Raw genomic sequence first — 15,076 nt, 5'->3', positions numbered from 1 at the left:
ATGGGCATGCCCCTGGTGACGGGCAGGAGGCAGCTAACAGGCAGCGCAAAGGGTCAGTGTAGCCACTAGGCCCACTGATGTCCAGTGCGGGTTTTTGAAGACCCTCGTTGTTCTCAACCCCTGCTGCAAGCCACGCCCTCGATGCACATCGATACTGCCCTCTTCGCCGTCGATCCATGCCTCGGATGCGGATCGATGTGACGACGCGTCCTGAGAATTGCGCGCTGCGTGCGGTTCGTCAAGGCCCCCCTGCCCCGACTTGGCTCTCAGAGGTCACCGTCACGGCTGTTCCGAGGCACAACGAAGATCACCATACTCGTCGCGGCGGGCTGCGCAAGGCAGCCGTCGGGGTGCGCCGGAGAACGCCGAAGGGCGACCACCCAGATGGGTGATCGCCCTTGGCGGACGTCGCGTGAACGACGCTCAAAAGGAGTCAGACGACTCGCGAGGTTACTTGACCTCGACCGAGGCGCCGGCAGCCTTGAGGGACTCGGCAGCCTTCTCGGCGGCCTCCTTGGCGACCTTCTCGAGGACCGGCTTCGGGGTGCCGTCGACGAGGTCCTTGGCCTCCTTCAGGCCGAGCGAGGTGAGCTCGCGCACGACCTTGATGACCTGGATCTTCTTCTCGCCGGCGCCGGTGAGGATGACGTCGAACTCGTCCTGCTCCTCGACGGCCTCGGCAACGGCGCCCGGGCCGGCCGGGGCGGCGGCGACGGCCGCGGCGGCGGTGACGTCGAACTTCTCCTCGAAGGCCTTCACGAACTCGGAGAGCTCGATGAGGGTGAGCTCCTCGAACTGAGCAAGCAGGTCTTCCTGGCTGAGCTTCGCCATGATGGGCGATCCTTCCACTATTTCGGCTGGTGCCGGGTGTACATGAAGGCGGGCGTACGTTTGGCCCGCTGCGACCGTCGCCCTAGCGGGCGGCGATCAATGCGCGAGCCGAATTACTCGGCACCGCCCTGCTCGGCCTTCTTGGCACGAAGCGCTTCCGCGGTGCGGACGAACTTCGACGGCAGAGCCTGGAAGAGCTGCGCAGTCTGCGTCTGCTTGCCCTTCAGCGCGCCGGCCAGCTTGGCGAGCAGAACCTCGCGGGACTCGAGGTCCGCGAGCTTCTTGAACTCATCGGCGGACAGCGCCTTACCGTCAAGGACACCGCCCTTGATGATGAGGTTGGGGTTGTCCTTGGCGAAGTCACGAAGACCCTTCGCCGACTCCACCGGGTCACCGGTGACGAAGGCAACTGCCGTCGGACCCGAGAACAGGTCGTCCAGCGTGTCGATCCCGGCCTCGTTGGCCGCGATCTTGGTCAGCGTGTTCTTCACCACGGCGTACTCGGAGTTCTCACCGAGGGAGCGGCGCAGCTGCTTGAGCTGGGCCACGGTGAGACCCCGGTACTCGGTCAGCACGGCGGCGTTCGAGCTGCGGAACTTGTCCGTGAGCTCGGCTACCGCGGCAGCCTTGTCGGGCGTCGGCATAGAGCGTCGGCCTCCTTCCGGGTGATGAGGACCGCTCAGAAGGGGCTGACAAAACAAAACGCCCCGGCGCAGGCGCACGGGGCGAGGGCTCGACCTGACGGAATCCCGTCCGGGAGCACTTTCCACAGCAACCTACGCGGGTCGTCCGCAGTTTCAGCGGATCCTTCGGTCACCGCACCCTCTTGCGAGCACACGGCAACGACCAGCGGTCTTTGGCTTCTGTGGAAGAGTACGCGAACGGGTTCGCGTCAGGCAAATCGGCCAAGAGCCGAGGTCAGACGCCGCTGTCGGACTCCGGCTTCCCGAGATCCTCCAGCTCCTTGAACATGTCCATCAGGTCGAAGGTCTTGCCGGCCGGCGGCGGGGTCACCTTGGCTGCCGCGCCGTACTCGGTGAACTTCTGGGACGTCTTCATCGTGCCCTCGGGGGACTTGATGTCGATGTCCATGCGGACCGGGTAGTCGTCCTCGTTGACCCAGACCTCGGTGTCGTACCCCTTGATCCCCGCCTTCTCGATGCCCTTGAGCAGCTCTTCGCGCTCGCTCTTGCCGAGCATCTCGTCGAGGCCCTTGTTGGACTCCATCATTTCCTTGACGGAGAGCCGGCCCTGGTAGCGCTGGGTCTGTACGCCGTCGACCTTGGCCGGGCCGACGTGCTTCAGGTTCGGCGAGTCCAGGAGCATCGCCAGCTGCTGCGCCGGGTCCTGGTTCATGCTGTCCAGGCCGCCGGTCAGCTGCTTGGCGGCCTTCTCGTCGCCGACCTGCTCCGCGATGGCGTTCAGGTCCATCTTGGCCCACTGCTTGCCGTCCATGTCCTTGGCGGCGACGGCCCCCATGTCCATGTACATCACGTTGTCGAGCCAGAGCATCCGGACCTTCTCCGGAGCATCGGGATCGCCGTCCGTGAGCGCCGAGCCCGACATCGTCATATCCATGACCGTCGGGTCCCAGCCCATGACGCCGGACATCTTCATGTCACTGGAGGCGCCGCCCATCGACTTGGGCGCCGTCATCGTCATCTCGACCTTGGCCGACTTGGCCTTCGCGGTCTTCTCGTACGCCGCCGTGATGACCTCGGTCACCTGCGACCGGGACTGGGTCTCCCCCGAGCCCGTCCCCTTGGCCTTGCCGTCGCTGTCGGAGCCCTGGCAGGCCACCGCGCCCGTACACAGCAGCGCGGTGGCGAGCACGGCGCCCGCCACTCTCTTACGTCCCTGATCCCCACGTATGGAAACAGCAGTCATGACCCCACCCCTAGGAACACATGATCGACACAATTCGGTCCGGCGAGAATACCCGACCGGCGAGATCAAGCCTGCGGCTGCTGGTTCATGAGGTCCTTGAAGCTCATGGTGTCCGAGGCCGGGGGCTTCTCCACGGACACCGGGGTGCCGTAGTCGCTGTAGTAGGCGATCTGGGAGAACTCGCCGTCGGCCATTTTGCCCTTCTCGGCCTTCTTGACCAGCAGGTCGTCGCCGTCGACCCAGATGTCGATCGTCTGCTTGCTCAGGCCCACCTGCTTGAACTGCTTCCTCAGCTCGGCCATCTGCTCGGCGTCGAGATCCGCGTTCTTGCCGGTGAAGTCCGCCGCGTCGACGGTCCCGGAGTAATGGGTCGTCTTCGTGCCGCGCACGGTCTCCTCGCCCACGCGCTTCACGTCACCCGAGGCGAGCAGCATCTTGACCGACTGGTTCGGGGTGGAGTTCTGCATCTGGTCCTTGAAGGCGTCGCCGGCGGCCCCGCTGATCTCGGCCAGCGTGGCGTAGTCGTACTCGATCCAGTGCTTGCCGCCGCCCGCCTGCGCCGCGAACTTGTCGCCCATGTTCGCGTAGAAGCCGTTCTTCAGATAGCGGTAGTCGATCTTCGACTGGCCCATCTGCTTCATCTGCTCGGCCTGGGCGCCGCCCGTGAGGGTCGCCGTCATGGTGCCGGTGATGCCGTCGGACCACTCCATGGAGCCCGTCATGTCCATCGACATCTTGCTGCCCATGACCGTCTTGCCTTCGATCTTGGCCGAGTCGGCGTTGTCGGTCTCGTTCTCGATGGTGCGCAGGGCGGCTATGGGGCTGAGGGCCACGGAGCCCTTCTTCTTGCCCTTCGCGTCACCGTCGCCGCCGGAGGAGCCACAGGCCGCGACCCCGGTCAGCGCGGCGGCCACCGCGATCGAAAGACCCGCGCGCCGCATGGTCGTGCTGTTCATGACATCCCACCCCTTGCACTCGTGTGAATCCTGCACGCTAGCGCAGTCCCCCGACAGCTCCGACGGACCCGCGCTCATACGAGGACGGGCCCCGCACCTCGAAAGGTTGCGGGGCCCGTCATCTAAAACGCGTACGCGACGCGACTGCCGTCGGATCAGACGGCGGCCGGGTCCTCCTCGGTGAGGAGGTTGCGGGTGCGGTTGCTGTCCAGCGGAATGCCGGGGCCCATCGTGGTGGCCAGCGCGGCCTTCTTGATGTAGCGACCCTTGGCGGCCGACGGCTTCAGACGGAGGATCTCCTCCAGCGCGGCGGCGTAGTTCTCCACCAGCTTGGTGTCGTCGAAGGACACCTTGCCGATGATGAAGTGCAGGTTCGAGTGCTTGTCGACGCGGAACTCGATCTTGCCGCCCTTGATGTCGTTGACAGCCTTCACGACATCGGGGGTCACGGTGCCGGTCTTCGGGTTCGGCATCAGACCACGCGGACCGAGCACGCGGCCGAGGCGGCCGACCTTGCCCATGAGGTCCGGGGTGGCGACGACGGCGTCGAAGTCCAGGCGGCCCTTCGCGACCTCGTCGATCAGCTCGTCGGCGCCGACGATGTCGGCCCCAGCGGCTTCCGCGGCCGCAGCACGGTCACCGGTCGCGAAGACCAGGACCCGGGCGGTCTTGCCGGTGCCGTGCGGGAGGTTCACGGTGCCACGGACCATCTGGTCGGCCTTGCGCGGGTCGACACCCAGGCGGAAGGCGACCTCGACGGTGCCGTCGAACTTGGTCGAGGAGGTCTCCTTGGCGAGACGGACGGCCTCGAGCGGGGCGTAGAGCTTGTCCCGGTCGATCTTCGCGTCCGCAGCGCGGAGAGTCTTGCTGCGCTTCACTTCTGCTCCTGTGGTTTCAGGTGTGGAGTCGTGGTGCGGACCAGCGCTTGGCCCTACCACTGAGAAAGGTCAGACGGGGAAAGCTCTTAGCCCTCGACCGTGATGCCCATGGAACGGGCGGTGCCGGCGATGATCTTCGACGCGGCGTCCAGGTCGTTGGCGTTGAGGTCTTCCATCTTGGTGGTGGCGATCTCGCGGACCTGCGCCTCGGTGATCTTGGCGACCTTGGTCTTGTGCGGCTCGCCGGAGCCCTTCTCGACACCCGCGGCCTTGAGGATCATCTTGGCGGCCGGCGGAGTCTTGGTCACGAAGGTGAAGGAGCGGTCTTCGTAGACCGTGATCTCCACCGGGATGACCCAGCCACGCTGCGACTCGGTCGCGGCGTTGTAGGCCTTGCAGAACTCCATGATGTTGACGCCGTGCTGGCCCAGCGCGGGGCCGACCGGCGGGGCCGGGTTGGCTGCGCCGGCCTGGATCTGGAGCTTGATAAGCCCCGTGACCTTCTTCTTCTTGGGAGGCATTGCTCTCTCCGGGTCCTAGTGAGAGTTTCCAGCCACCATCCAGTCATCCGGATGGTGGCATACCGCACCACGATAACGGGTATAGTCGCGCGGCCAAAAACCGAGCAGGTCAGACAGGCTTTGAGAGCCCGTCTGACCTGGTCGGAGGCGTATGTTCCAGAGGAGGCTAGTTCTTCTGGATCTGGTCGAAGCTGAGCTCGACCGGGGTCTCGCGGCCGAAGATCTCGACGAGGCCCTTGACCTTCTTCGAGTCGGCGTTGATCTCGTTGATCGTCGCCTGCAGCGTCGCGAACGGACCGTCGGTGACGGTGACCGAGTCGCCGACCTCGAAGTCCAGCACCTGGACCTCGACCTTGCGGGACGGAGCCGGCTTGCCCTCGGCCTCGGCGGCCTCGCGGGCTGCCTTCTCCTCGGCCTCGGGGGCGAGCATCTTGACGATCTCGTCCAGGGTCAGCGGGTACGGGTCGTAGGCGTTGCCCACGAAGCCGGTCACGCCGGGAGTGTTGCGGACGACGCCCCAGGACTCGTTCGTCAGGTCCATGCGCACCAGGACGTATCCAGGGAGCTTGTTCTGACGGACGGTCTTGCGCTCGCCGTTCTTGATCTGCGCGACCTCTTCCTGCGGCACCTCGGCCTGGAAGATGAAGTCCTCGACGTTCAGCGAGACGGCACGCTGCTCGAGGTTGGTCTTCACGCGGTTCTCGTAACCGGCGTACGTGTGGATGACGTACCACTCGCCGGGGAGGGTGCGGAGCTCCTCGCGCAGGGCCACGATCGGGTCGACCGGCTCGGCCTCCTCCTCGTCCTCCGCGGACTCGGCGGCCTCTTCGGACTCGGTGCCCTCTTCGGACTCGTCCTCGGCGACGGCCTCGTCGTCCTCGTCGGACTCGACGGCGGCTTCCTCGCCGGTCTCGGCGTCATCGGCCGACTCGGCGTCGGTCTCGACGTGCAGGGCCGACTCTTCGGCGGGTGCGCCCGCGGCGGCGTCAGCAGCCTCGGCCTGGTCCGGGTCCTCGGCGTCCGCCGCCTCGACGATGTCGAGCTGGTCCTCCACGGACTCCTCGGAATCCATGCGCGGCTCAACGGCGTCGTTCAGGTTCGGGTCAGACACGGTGGCTGCTTCTTCCTGGATACAGAGGGGTGGAACGCGCGAAACGGGCGCCGGGAACGGCGCCCTTCGCTCTCGACTCAGCCATCGGCTCAGCCGAAGACGTACTTGACGGCCTGGTTGAACCCATAGTCAATCACGGTCACAAGGCCGATCATGATGACGACGAAGACAATCACCACGGTCGTGTACGTCGTGAGCTGACTGCGAGTCGGCCAGACGACCTTGCGGAGTTCCGCGACGATCTGGCGGTAGAAGAGCGCGAGACGGCCGAAGGGGCCCTTCTTGCCGCGCTTGCCGCCCTTACGGGCCTTCTTCTTGGACTCCGGCGCCTCGTCCTGGGCATCAGGCATGTCGATGGAGCCCACGGCGTCCGTCACTCGTCCTCACCTGATTCCGGGTCGTGGCCGTGCCGCGCCCGGTATGAGCCGCACGGCGGTGCAATGCAGTACGTACATGCGCACACATCCGAGAGGAGTGTGTAGCAGGGCCGGAGGGACTTGAACCCCCAACCGCTGGTTTTGGAGACCAGTGCTCTACCAATTGAGCTACGACCCTTTGATTTCCCCCAACCTACCGCATCCGCCCGAGTGCACAGAGTGCGATGAGAGGGTGCGGCCGGTGAGGGCCAACGAGCAGTGAGTGTACGTGCTCTGCGGCCCTCCGTCGAACAGAATCAGTTCCGGTGGTCCCGAAACAAACACCGAAACCCGTGTGCCGGGGGTGTTTCGGGTCTGGAACGATGGGGCGATGAGCGCTTCCACTTCTCCCACCGAGCGCCGGGTCTCCGCCCGCATCGGCGCGATCTCCGAGTCCGCGACCCTCGCCGTCGACGCCAAGGCGAAGGCCCTCAAGGCCGCCGGGCGGCCGGTGATCGGTTTCGGCGCGGGTGAGCCCGACTTCCCGACGCCCGACTACATCGTCGAAGCCGCCATCGAAGCCTGCAAGAACCCGAAGTACCACCGCTACACCCCGGCCGGCGGACTCCCCGAGCTCAAGGCCGCGATCGCCGCGAAGACGCTGCGCGACTCGGGCTACGAGGTCGACGCCTCGCAGGTCCTGGTGACCAACGGCGGCAAGCAGGCGATCTACCAGGCGTTCGCCGCGATCCTGGACCCGGGCGACGAGGTCATCGTCCCGGCTCCCTACTGGACGACGTACCCGGAGTCGATCCGTCTCGCGGGCGGCGTGCCGGTCGAGGTCGTCGCGGACGAGACCACGGGCTACCGCGTGTCGGTGGAGCAGCTGGAGGCCGCTCGCACGGAGCGCACGAAGGTCGTCCTCTTCGTGTCGCCGTCGAACCCTACGGGTGCCGTCTACAGCGAGGCCGACGCCGAGGCGATCGGCCGCTGGGCCGTCGAGCACGGCCTGTGGGTGATGACGGACGAGATCTACGAACACCTCGTCTACGGAGACGCGAAGTTCACCTCGCTCCCGGCGATCCTGCCCGAGCTGCGCGACAAGTGCATCGTGGTCAACGGAGTGGCCAAGACGTACGCGATGACCGGCTGGCGCGTGGGGTGGATCGTCGGACCGAAGGACGTGGTGAAGGCCGCGACGAACCTCCAGTCGCACGCCACGTCGAACGTCTCCAACGTCGCGCAGGTCGCGGCCATCGCGGCAGTCTCCGGCGATCTGACCGCCGTCGACGCGATGCGCGAGGCCTTCGACCGGCGCCGCAGGACCATCGTGCGGATGCTGAACGAGATCGACGGCGTGCTCTGCCCCGAGCCGGAGGGCGCCTTCTACGCGTACCCCTCCGTGAAGGGCCTCATCGGCAAGGAGATCCGCGGCAAGCGCCCGCAGGACTCCGTGGAGCTCGCCGCGCTGATCCTGGAGGAGGCCGAGGTCGCGGTCGTTCCGGGCGAGGCCTTCGGGACGCCGGGTTACCTGCGTCTTTCGTACGCCCTGGGCGACGAGGACCTCGTCGAGGGCGTCTCGCGGCTCCAGAAGCTCCTGGCCGAGGCCCGCGACTGACGTCCCGGTGAGTTTTCGCGCTCCACGCGCGCGTGCGGGCCGTCTCCCCTCTCCGGGGAGGCGGCCCGCTTCTTCGTTCGGAGATGTGCACGAAGGGGAAAGTGGCTACCGGGACGCTACGTGCGTACGGCAAGATCCTGGAATGGAGCGTGTACGGGACGTAAAAGAGCTGCCGAAGGCCCACCTGCATCTGCACTTCACCGGGTCGATGCGGCCCACGACCCTGCTGGAACTCGCCGACAAGTACGGGGTGCGGCTGCCCCCGGCGCTGACCGGCGGTGAGCCTCCGCAGCTGCGGGCGACCGACGAGCGCGGGTGGTTCCGCTTCCAGCGGCTCTACGACATGGCGCGGTCCTGCCTGCGGGAGCCGGAGGACATCCAGCGCCTGGTGCGGGAGGCCGCGGAGGAGGATCTGCGGGACGGGTCGGGGTGGCTGGAGATCCAGGTCGACCCGACGTCGTACGCGCCGCGGCTCGGTGGGCTCATCCCGGCCCTGGAAATCATCCTGGACGCCGTCGAGAGCGCCTCGCGGGACACCGGCCTCGGAATGCGCGTGCTCGTCGCCGCGAACCGCATGAAGCACCCTCTGGACGCCCGCACGCTGGCCCGGCTCGCGGTGCGGTACGCCGATCGCGGCATCGTCGGCTTCGGGCTCTCCAACGACGAACGCCGGGGCTTCGCACGTGACTTCGACCGGGCCTTCGCGATCGCGCGGGACGGCGGCCTGCTCGCGGCGCCGCACGGCGGTGAGCTCAGTGGGCCCGCTTCGGTGCGGGACTGCCTGGACGACCTGCACGCGGGGCGGATCGGGCACGGGGTGCGGGCCGCCGAGGACCCGCGGCTCCTGAAGCGGCTCGCCGAGCGGGGCGTGACCTGCGAGGTGTGCCCGGCGTCGAACGTGGCGCTCGGGGTCTACGAGAAGCCCGAGGACGTGCCGCTGCGGACCTTGTACGACGCCGGGGTGCCGATGGCTCTCGGTGCCGACGACCCGCTGCTCTTCGGGTCGCGGCTCGCGGCCCAGTACGAGATCGCGCGCAAGCACCACGCCTTCGACGACGGCGACCTGGCCGAACTCGCCCGGCAGTCGGTGCGCGGCTCGGCCGCCCCCGTCGGCATACAGGAGAAGCTCCTGGCGGGGATCGAGGAGTGGCTCAGCGGCTGATGCCCGCGAGGAGGGTACGGGCCAGGGCGGCGGCGAACTCGTCGACGGGCTGCGGGGGTCGCTTGCCGACCGTGGCGTCGTAGGCGAAGGCGCGCTGGGCGCAGGCGCCCAGGAGCAGTGAGGCGGCGGCGAAGGTGTCGGCTCCCGGGGCGATCCGGCCGGCGTCGCGTTCGGTGCGGAGGTAGGCGTCGAGGGCCTCGATGGGCATGTGCGGGCCCGTGCCCATCTCCTGCATGGAGTCCTCGTGGCGGCGCTTGAGCTTGGTCTCGGCGTAGAGGGACGCGGCGATCGGGAAGCTCTGGGCGTAGAAGTGGCTGGCCAGGCGGGCGATCTCGGCGAGGTTCTCCTCCACCGGGCGCTCCCCCGGGTCCTCGGCGAGGCGGCGCAGGAGCGGGCCCAGGCGGGGCAGCCGCTCCTGGAGGACGCCCACGAACAGCTCCTCCTTGCTCGCGAAGTGCTTGTAGAGCGCCGCTTCGGAGCAGCCCGCCGCCTTGGCGATCTCCTTGGTGGTGGCACGGGCGAGCCCGATGGTGAGCATGAGGTCGTGGGCCGCGTCGAGGATGCGGGCCCGGGTGGGCTTCTGCTGCATGTGCTGTCCAACCAAGCTTGACGAATGGGTGAGTGGATACTCACCCTAGAGGTGAGTGAATACTTACCCACCTGGGGAGGGTGCGCAATGAGGCTCACGGTGTTCGGTGCGACCGGCGGTGTCGGCGGGGAGATCGTGCGACAGGCTCTCGCGGCGGGCCACGAGGTCACGGCCGTCGTGCGTGACCCCGCACGGCTGAACGCGACGGGAGAGGGCCTTGAGGTGTTCGGGGCCGACCTGACCGACCCGGAGGCCCTACGGGCCGCGGTGACCGGCCGGGACGCGGTCCTCTCGGGGCTCGGGGTGCGCAAGAAGGCGGACGCGGGGATCGCAACCGTGCTCACGCGCTCGGTGGTGCACGCCATGGAGGCCGAGGGGGTGCGCAGGCTGGTGGTGGTGAGCGCGGCACCGGTCGGCCCTCCGGCCGAGCGCCAGCCCCCGGCCGACCGGGTCATGGGCTCGCTGGTCGGCAAGATCCTCAAGCCCGTGTACGACGATCTGCGGGCCATGGAGGCCGAGCTGGCGAGCAGCGCGACGGACTGGACGTCCGTGCGCCCGCCGAGGCTGCAGGACAAGCCGTTGACGGGCATCTACCGCAAGGTCGTCGGGGGCACACCGGTCAGCGGGCGGTTCATCGGCAGGGCAGATGTGGCGCACGCGATGCTGGCGGTGGTCGACGACCTGGCGACGGTGAAGCAGGGCGTGGGCGTCGCCTACTAGCCGCCTACTGGTCGCCTACTGACCGACCACCGGCCGACCGCAGGTCTTCGTAGAGGCCCGCCAGAGGCTCTGGAGGCTGCGGAGGGCCACTAGAGGCTGACGCCCACCGTCACCGGCTCGTTGACCAGCGTGACCCCGAAGGCGTCCCGCACTCCGGCGACGACCTCACGGGCGAGGGCCAGCAGGTCCTCCGTGGTCGCGCCGCCGCGGTTGGTGAGGGCGAGGGTGTGCTTGGTGGAGATGCGGGCCCGCCCCTCTCCGTAGCCCTTGGTGAAGCCCGCCTTGTCGATGAGCCAGGCGGCGGAGGTCTTCACGCGGCCGTCGTCCGTGGGGAAGGCGGGGGGCGCCACGTCCGGGCCGAGACGGTCCACCACGCGCGCGTGGAAGGCGGCGAACTCGTCCTCGGTGAGGATCGGGTTGGTGAAGAAGGAGCCGGCCGACCAGCTGTCGTGGTCCTCGGGGTCGAGCACCATGCCCTTGCCCGCGCGCAGCTTCAGGACGGTCTCACGGGCGACGGCCGCCGGCACCCGGTCACCCGCGTTCACCCCGAGCGTGCGGGCCGTCTCGGGGTACTTGAGGGGGGCGCTCATTCCCTGGGCGTCCTCCAGCTCGAAGCGGACGCGCAGCACCACGAAGCGGTCGGGATCGGCCTTGAAGCGACTGTGCCGGTACGAGAAGTCGCACTCGGCGTTCGTGACGGTGACCGTCTCGTGCGTCTTCCTGTCGTACGCGACCACTTCGGTGATCGTCGACGAGACCTCCTGGCCGTACGCCCCCACGTTCTGGATCGGCGTGGCGCCCGCGGAGCCGGGAATCCCGGCGAGGCACTCGATGCCCGCGAGACCGGCCTCCACGACGCGGGCCACCGCGTCCGTCCACACCTCACCGGCCGCCAACTCGAGCTTCGTACCGTCGAGTTCGAAGCCCTTCGTGGCGATGCGCAGCGCGGTCCCGTCGAAGCCCTTGTCGCCGATGACCAGGTTCGAGCCACCGCCGATGAGCAGCAGCGGGGTCCCGGATTCGTCGGCTTCGCGGACGGCGGCGATCACCTCGGCGTCGGTCGTCGCGGTGATCAGACGGGCCGCGGGACCGCCGAGCCGGAAGGTGGTCAGCGGGGCGAGGGGAGCATCCTGAAGTTCCTGCACGTGCTCAAGGGTACGGTCCGTGGCCCCACCGCTCGGGCGGGGCCACGGACCGTATCGGGCCAGAGGCGCCGAGCCGGTTCAGACACCGGCCGGCACGCGCCCACGAAGATCAGGCGAGCTGGACCACGGCGCGGGACATGCCGAGGACCTTCTGGTCCCCGCTCTTCGCCAGCAGGTCCACCCGGACCCGGTTGTCGTCGAGCTTCTGGGCGACCTTGGCGCTGACCTCGATCAGCGCGCCCTTGTCGTCGTTCGGGACCACGACGGGCTTGGTGAAGCGCACGCCGTACTCGACGACGGCGGCCGGGTCGCCCACCCAGTCCGTCACCACGCGGATCGCCTCGGCCATGGTGAACATGCCGTGCGCGATCACGTCGGGGAGCCCGACCTCGACCGCGAACTTCTCGTTCCAGTGGATCGGGTTGAAGTCACCGGAAGCGCCCGCGTACCGCACGAGTGTGGCGCGTGTCACGGGAAAGCTCTGGGCCGTCAGCTCGGTGCCGACCTCGACGCTGTCGTACGAAATCTTGGCGGTCATCGCCTCAAGCTCCCTCTGCCGCAGGCTCCGCCGCACGCGCGACGAGCTTGGTCCAGGCGGTCACGACGTGCTCGCCGGCCTCGTCGTGGACCTCGCCGCGGATGTCCAGGATGTCGTTGCCCGCCAGCGACTTGATGGCCTCGATGGTCGAGGTGACCGTGAGCCGGTCCCCCGCCCGCACCGGGCGGGTGTACGAGAACTTCTGGTCCCCGTGCACGACGCGGCTGTAGTCGAGCCCCAGCTGCGGGTCCTCGATGACCAGGCCCGCGGCCTTGAACGAGATGGCGAACACAAAAGTCGGCGGGGCGATCACATCCGGGTGCCCGAACGCCTTGGCGGCCTCCGCGTCGGTGTACGCGGGATTGGCGTCGCCCACCGCCTCGGCGAACTCACGGATCTTCTCCCGGCCGACCTCATACGGATCGGTGGGCGGGTAGGACCGCCCTACGAAGGACTGGTCGAGCGCCATGGACTCGGCACCTCCTGCAGGTATGGGTAAACGACGCGAGGCCGCCCCCAGAATCGGGGACGGCCTCGTGTACGAGCCTGTATCTAGCGCGTTTCGCGGTGCGCAGTGTGCGCGTTGCAGCGCGGGCAGTGCTTCTTCATCTCAAGACGGTCCGGGTCGTTACGCCGGTTCTTCTTGGTGATGTAGTTCCGCTCCTTGCACTCCACGCAGGCCAGCGTGATCTTCGGGCGGACGTCTGTGGCAGCCACGTGAGTGCTCCTTGACGGACGGATGGACGGATGAACGCAAAAAAAGAGTAGCCGATCGAAGGTCCGACCCCACAATCGGCTACCAATTGAGTAGCGGTGACCGGACTTGAACCGGTGACACAGCGATTATGAGCCGCTTGCTCTACCGACTGAGCTACACCGCTGTAGATGCCGGATCCCCTCGCCCGAAGGCGAGGATCACTCGACATCAGAGCCCCAATACGGAATCGAACCGTAGACCTTCTCCTTACCATGGAGACGCTCTACCGACTGAGCTATTGGGGCGAGCGATGAAGACATTACACGGTTGGTCGCCGATCGCCCAAATCCGTTTCGCCGGGGCTGTCCGGGGGCATGTCGGCAGGCGTCCCGGCCGCCTCAGCACGTCACTTCGGTGCCTCGCGCCACACCGGTTCGGCCCCTCCCGCCACTCCTGTTCGGAGCCCCGCGCCACGCCGACACGGAGCCCCGCACCACGCCGGTACGACTATTTGGCTCCTCCTCGAAGAGGGCCGGTCGTCGCCCTAGGCTCGACCCACGCTGCGTGATCTTGGACGTTCCGGTCCCGGACCCCCGGTGCCGGATCCGTCACGCCCCGCAGCCGCCCCCGAACCTCAGGAGCGCGATGCCCGACAGTCAGCCGCAGCCCCACTCCTCCGGCTCCTCCGGCTCTTCCGGTTCCTCAGGTGATGACGCCGACGCCACCGCGCTGCTCCTGTGCGGCGCCCGGCTGACCGACGGCAGGACCGTGGACGTGCGGCTCGGCTCCGGGCGCATCGAAGCGGTCGGCACGGCGGGCAGCCTGACCGCGACCGCCGCGCGCGTGGACCTCGGCGGCTATCTCCTGCTGCCGGCCGCTGCCGAACCCCACGCGCACAGCGACACGGCACTGTCCGCGGACGCGGAGGGCCCGGTCTCGTACGAACTCGCCGACGTCCAGCGGCGGACCACCGAAGCCGCCCTGCTGCAGCTCGGGCACGGCGCGACGGCGCTGCGCTCGCACGTGCGGATCGGCGACGTCCCGGGGCTCACGTCGATGGAGGCGGTGCTGCAGGCGCGCCGTTCGCTGCGCGGCCTGGTCGACCTGACGACCGTGGCCGTGCCGCGCCTGCTGACCGGGGTGGCCGGCGCCGACGGGCTCGCGATGCTGCGGGACGCGGTGAAGATGGGCGCCTCCGTAGTGGGCGGTTGCCCCGATCTGGACCCCGATCCGACCGGGTACGTGGAGGCGGTGCTCGAAGTCGCCGCCGAGCACGGCTGCCCCGTCGATCTGCACACGGACGGCAGCGATCCGGCGCGGCTCGGGCGGCTCGCCGCGATGGCGGGCGGGCTGCGCCCCGGGGTGACGATCGGGCCGTGCGGGGGGCTCGGGCGGCTGCCGTCGGACGTGGCCGCGCGGACCGCGGAACAGCTGGCGGCGGCCGGCGTGACGGTGGTGTGCCTGCCGCAGGGCGGCTGCGGGAGCGTGGAGCGGCGGGGCGCCGTGGCTCCGGTCCGGCTGCTGCGGGCGGCCGGGGTGCGGGTGGCCGCGGGCAGCGGGGCCATGCGGGACGTGTCGAACCCCGTGGGGCGCGGGGATCCGCTGGAGGCGGCCTACCTGCTGGCCTCGCGGTGCGGGCTGCGCCCCGAGGACGCGTACGGCGCGGTGAGCGGGGCGGCGCGGGCGGCCATGGGGCTTCCCCAGGTGCGGGTGGAGGCGGGCTTCCCCGCCGAGCTGCTCGCGGTGCGCGGCGACCACCTCGCGGGGGCGCTCTCGCTCGCGTACAGCCGCATCGTGGTGCACCGGGGGCGCGTGGTGGCACGGACGAGCGCGGTGCGGGAGTACTGCGACTCGGCTGCCGCCGTGGCGCTCGACCTGCCGCGGCAGGGCCGCTCGAAGGGGGACGGCCCGGGGCGGCCGAAGGGCGCGGAACCGTCGTGAAGGCGGGGCGGCCGAAGGGCGCGGAACCGTCGTGAGGGCGGGGCGGTCGGAGGACGCGGGGCCCTCGTGAGGGCGGGTGACACTTCCTGACGTGCTCCCGCGTGCGCGGGGCGATCTTGCGGGGGC

The 15,076-nt window shown here is 68.6% G+C and carries 17 protein-coding genes and 3 tRNA genes; 4 read left to right on the top strand and 16 right to left on the bottom strand.

From position 1 onward, the window contains the following. Positions 1 to 450: 450 nt before the first annotated feature. The 9 genes from rplL to ACZ6ZP_RS39070 form a co-directional block, all read right to left on the bottom strand. Entirely contained in the window at positions 451 to 831 is a 381-nt protein-coding gene (rplL, locus tag ACZ6ZP_RS39110) for a 50S ribosomal protein L7/L12 (protein ID WP_249588338.1), read from the bottom strand. A 113-nt stretch (positions 832 to 944) separates the two neighbouring features. Then, positions 945 to 1,475, bottom strand: a complete 531-nt coding sequence (rplJ, locus tag ACZ6ZP_RS39105; protein ID WP_351170395.1) for a 50S ribosomal protein L10 — start codon at positions 1,473 to 1,475, stop codon at positions 945 to 947. Between the two features lie 274 nt (positions 1,476 to 1,749). Further along, positions 1,750 to 2,718: an SCO4651 family lipoprotein gene (locus ACZ6ZP_RS39100; protein ID WP_383820239.1), complete on the bottom strand. Its 969-nt coding sequence runs from the start codon at positions 2,716 to 2,718 to the stop codon at positions 1,750 to 1,752. Positions 2,719 to 2,783: 65 nt separating this feature from the next. Beyond that, positions 2,784 to 3,674: an SCO4651 family lipoprotein gene (locus ACZ6ZP_RS39095; RefSeq protein ID WP_351170389.1), complete on the bottom strand. Its 891-nt coding sequence runs from the start codon at positions 3,672 to 3,674 to the stop codon at positions 2,784 to 2,786. Between the two features lie 155 nt (positions 3,675 to 3,829). Then, complete coding sequence (gene rplA / locus ACZ6ZP_RS39090; protein WP_351170386.1) at positions 3,830 to 4,552, bottom strand: 50S ribosomal protein L1; 723 nt, start codon at positions 4,550 to 4,552, stop codon at positions 3,830 to 3,832. 86 nt (positions 4,553 to 4,638) lie between these two features. Beyond that, positions 4,639 to 5,073, bottom strand: a complete 435-nt coding sequence (rplK, locus tag ACZ6ZP_RS39085) for a 50S ribosomal protein L11 (protein ID WP_160506641.1) — start codon at positions 5,071 to 5,073, stop codon at positions 4,639 to 4,641. A 166-nt stretch (positions 5,074 to 5,239) separates the two neighbouring features. Next, positions 5,240 to 6,184 carry a transcription termination/antitermination protein NusG gene (gene nusG / locus ACZ6ZP_RS39080; RefSeq protein ID WP_469410319.1) on the bottom strand — a complete coding sequence of 315 codons (945 nt, stop codon included), beginning with the start codon at positions 6,182 to 6,184 and terminating at the stop codon, positions 5,240 to 5,242. Positions 6,185 to 6,273: 89 nt separating this feature from the next. Beyond that, positions 6,274 to 6,561, bottom strand: coding sequence for a preprotein translocase subunit SecE (gene secE / locus ACZ6ZP_RS39075; protein WP_190084400.1), 288 nt, complete (start codon positions 6,559 to 6,561; stop codon positions 6,274 to 6,276). 105 nt (positions 6,562 to 6,666) lie between these two features. Continuing rightward, positions 6,667 to 6,739 (bottom strand) — tRNA-Trp (locus ACZ6ZP_RS39070). Positions 6,740 to 6,931: 192 nt separating this feature from the next. Here ACZ6ZP_RS39070 and ACZ6ZP_RS39065 point away from each other — a divergent pair. Both ACZ6ZP_RS39065 and ACZ6ZP_RS39060 read left to right on the top strand, forming a co-directional pair. Then, positions 6,932 to 8,158, top strand: coding sequence for a pyridoxal phosphate-dependent aminotransferase (locus ACZ6ZP_RS39065; RefSeq protein WP_351170379.1), 1,227 nt, complete (start codon positions 6,932 to 6,934; stop codon positions 8,156 to 8,158). A gap of 142 nt (positions 8,159 to 8,300) precedes the next feature. After that, positions 8,301 to 9,320, top strand: coding sequence for an adenosine deaminase (locus ACZ6ZP_RS39060; RefSeq protein WP_351170376.1), 1,020 nt, complete (start codon positions 8,301 to 8,303; stop codon positions 9,318 to 9,320). Here ACZ6ZP_RS39060 and ACZ6ZP_RS39055 read toward each other — a convergent pair. Further along, positions 9,310 to 9,909, bottom strand: a complete 600-nt coding sequence (locus ACZ6ZP_RS39055) for a TetR/AcrR family transcriptional regulator (RefSeq protein WP_383820246.1) — start codon at positions 9,907 to 9,909, stop codon at positions 9,310 to 9,312. The genes ACZ6ZP_RS39060 and ACZ6ZP_RS39055 overlap by 11 nt on opposite strands. An 87-nt stretch (positions 9,910 to 9,996) precedes the next feature. Between ACZ6ZP_RS39055 and ACZ6ZP_RS39050 the strand changes: the two genes are divergently transcribed. Next, a complete protein-coding gene (locus ACZ6ZP_RS39050) occupies positions 9,997 to 10,629 on the top strand; it encodes an NAD(P)-dependent oxidoreductase (RefSeq protein WP_351170370.1) in 633 nt (210 codons plus the stop codon). 89 nt (positions 10,630 to 10,718) lie between these two features. Here ACZ6ZP_RS39050 and ACZ6ZP_RS39045 read toward each other — a convergent pair whose 3' ends face one another. The 6 genes from ACZ6ZP_RS39045 to ACZ6ZP_RS39020 all read right to left on the bottom strand — a co-directional run bounded on the left by ACZ6ZP_RS39045 (position 10,719) and on the right by ACZ6ZP_RS39020 (position 13,314). Beyond that, positions 10,719 to 11,774 carry a UDP-N-acetylmuramate dehydrogenase gene (locus ACZ6ZP_RS39045; protein WP_469410318.1) on the bottom strand — a complete coding sequence of 352 codons (1,056 nt, stop codon included), beginning with the start codon at positions 11,772 to 11,774 and terminating at the stop codon, positions 10,719 to 10,721. A gap of 109 nt (positions 11,775 to 11,883) precedes the next feature. Next, a complete protein-coding gene (locus tag ACZ6ZP_RS39040; RefSeq protein ID WP_351170367.1) occupies positions 11,884 to 12,312 on the bottom strand; it encodes a MaoC family dehydratase in 429 nt (142 codons plus the stop codon). Positions 12,313 to 12,316: 4 nt separating this feature from the next. Further along, positions 12,317 to 12,781, bottom strand: a complete 465-nt coding sequence (locus tag ACZ6ZP_RS39035; protein WP_351170364.1) for a MaoC family dehydratase N-terminal domain-containing protein — start codon at positions 12,779 to 12,781, stop codon at positions 12,317 to 12,319. 83 nt (positions 12,782 to 12,864) lie between these two features. Further along, the gene (gene rpmG, locus ACZ6ZP_RS39030) at positions 12,865 to 13,029 is read right to left on the bottom strand and encodes a 50S ribosomal protein L33 (RefSeq protein WP_004571794.1); all 165 of its coding nucleotides are present in this window, start codon (positions 13,027 to 13,029) and stop codon (positions 12,865 to 12,867) included. Between the two features lie 91 nt (positions 13,030 to 13,120). After that, positions 13,121 to 13,193 (bottom strand) — tRNA-Met (locus tag ACZ6ZP_RS39025). 48 nt (positions 13,194 to 13,241) lie between these two features. Next, positions 13,242 to 13,314, bottom strand: a tRNA-Thr gene (locus ACZ6ZP_RS39020). Between the two features lie 340 nt (positions 13,315 to 13,654). Here ACZ6ZP_RS39020 and ACZ6ZP_RS39015 point away from each other — a divergent pair. Continuing rightward, the gene (locus ACZ6ZP_RS39015) at positions 13,655 to 14,950 is read left to right on the top strand and encodes an amidohydrolase family protein (protein WP_351170362.1); all 1,296 of its coding nucleotides are present in this window, start codon (positions 13,655 to 13,657) and stop codon (positions 14,948 to 14,950) included. Positions 14,951 to 15,076: the final 126 nt, after the last annotated feature.

It is taken from the genome of Streptomyces sp. NPDC054047 (assembly GCF_055585065.1).
This window is presented reverse-complemented; position numbering and strand designations above follow the sequence as displayed.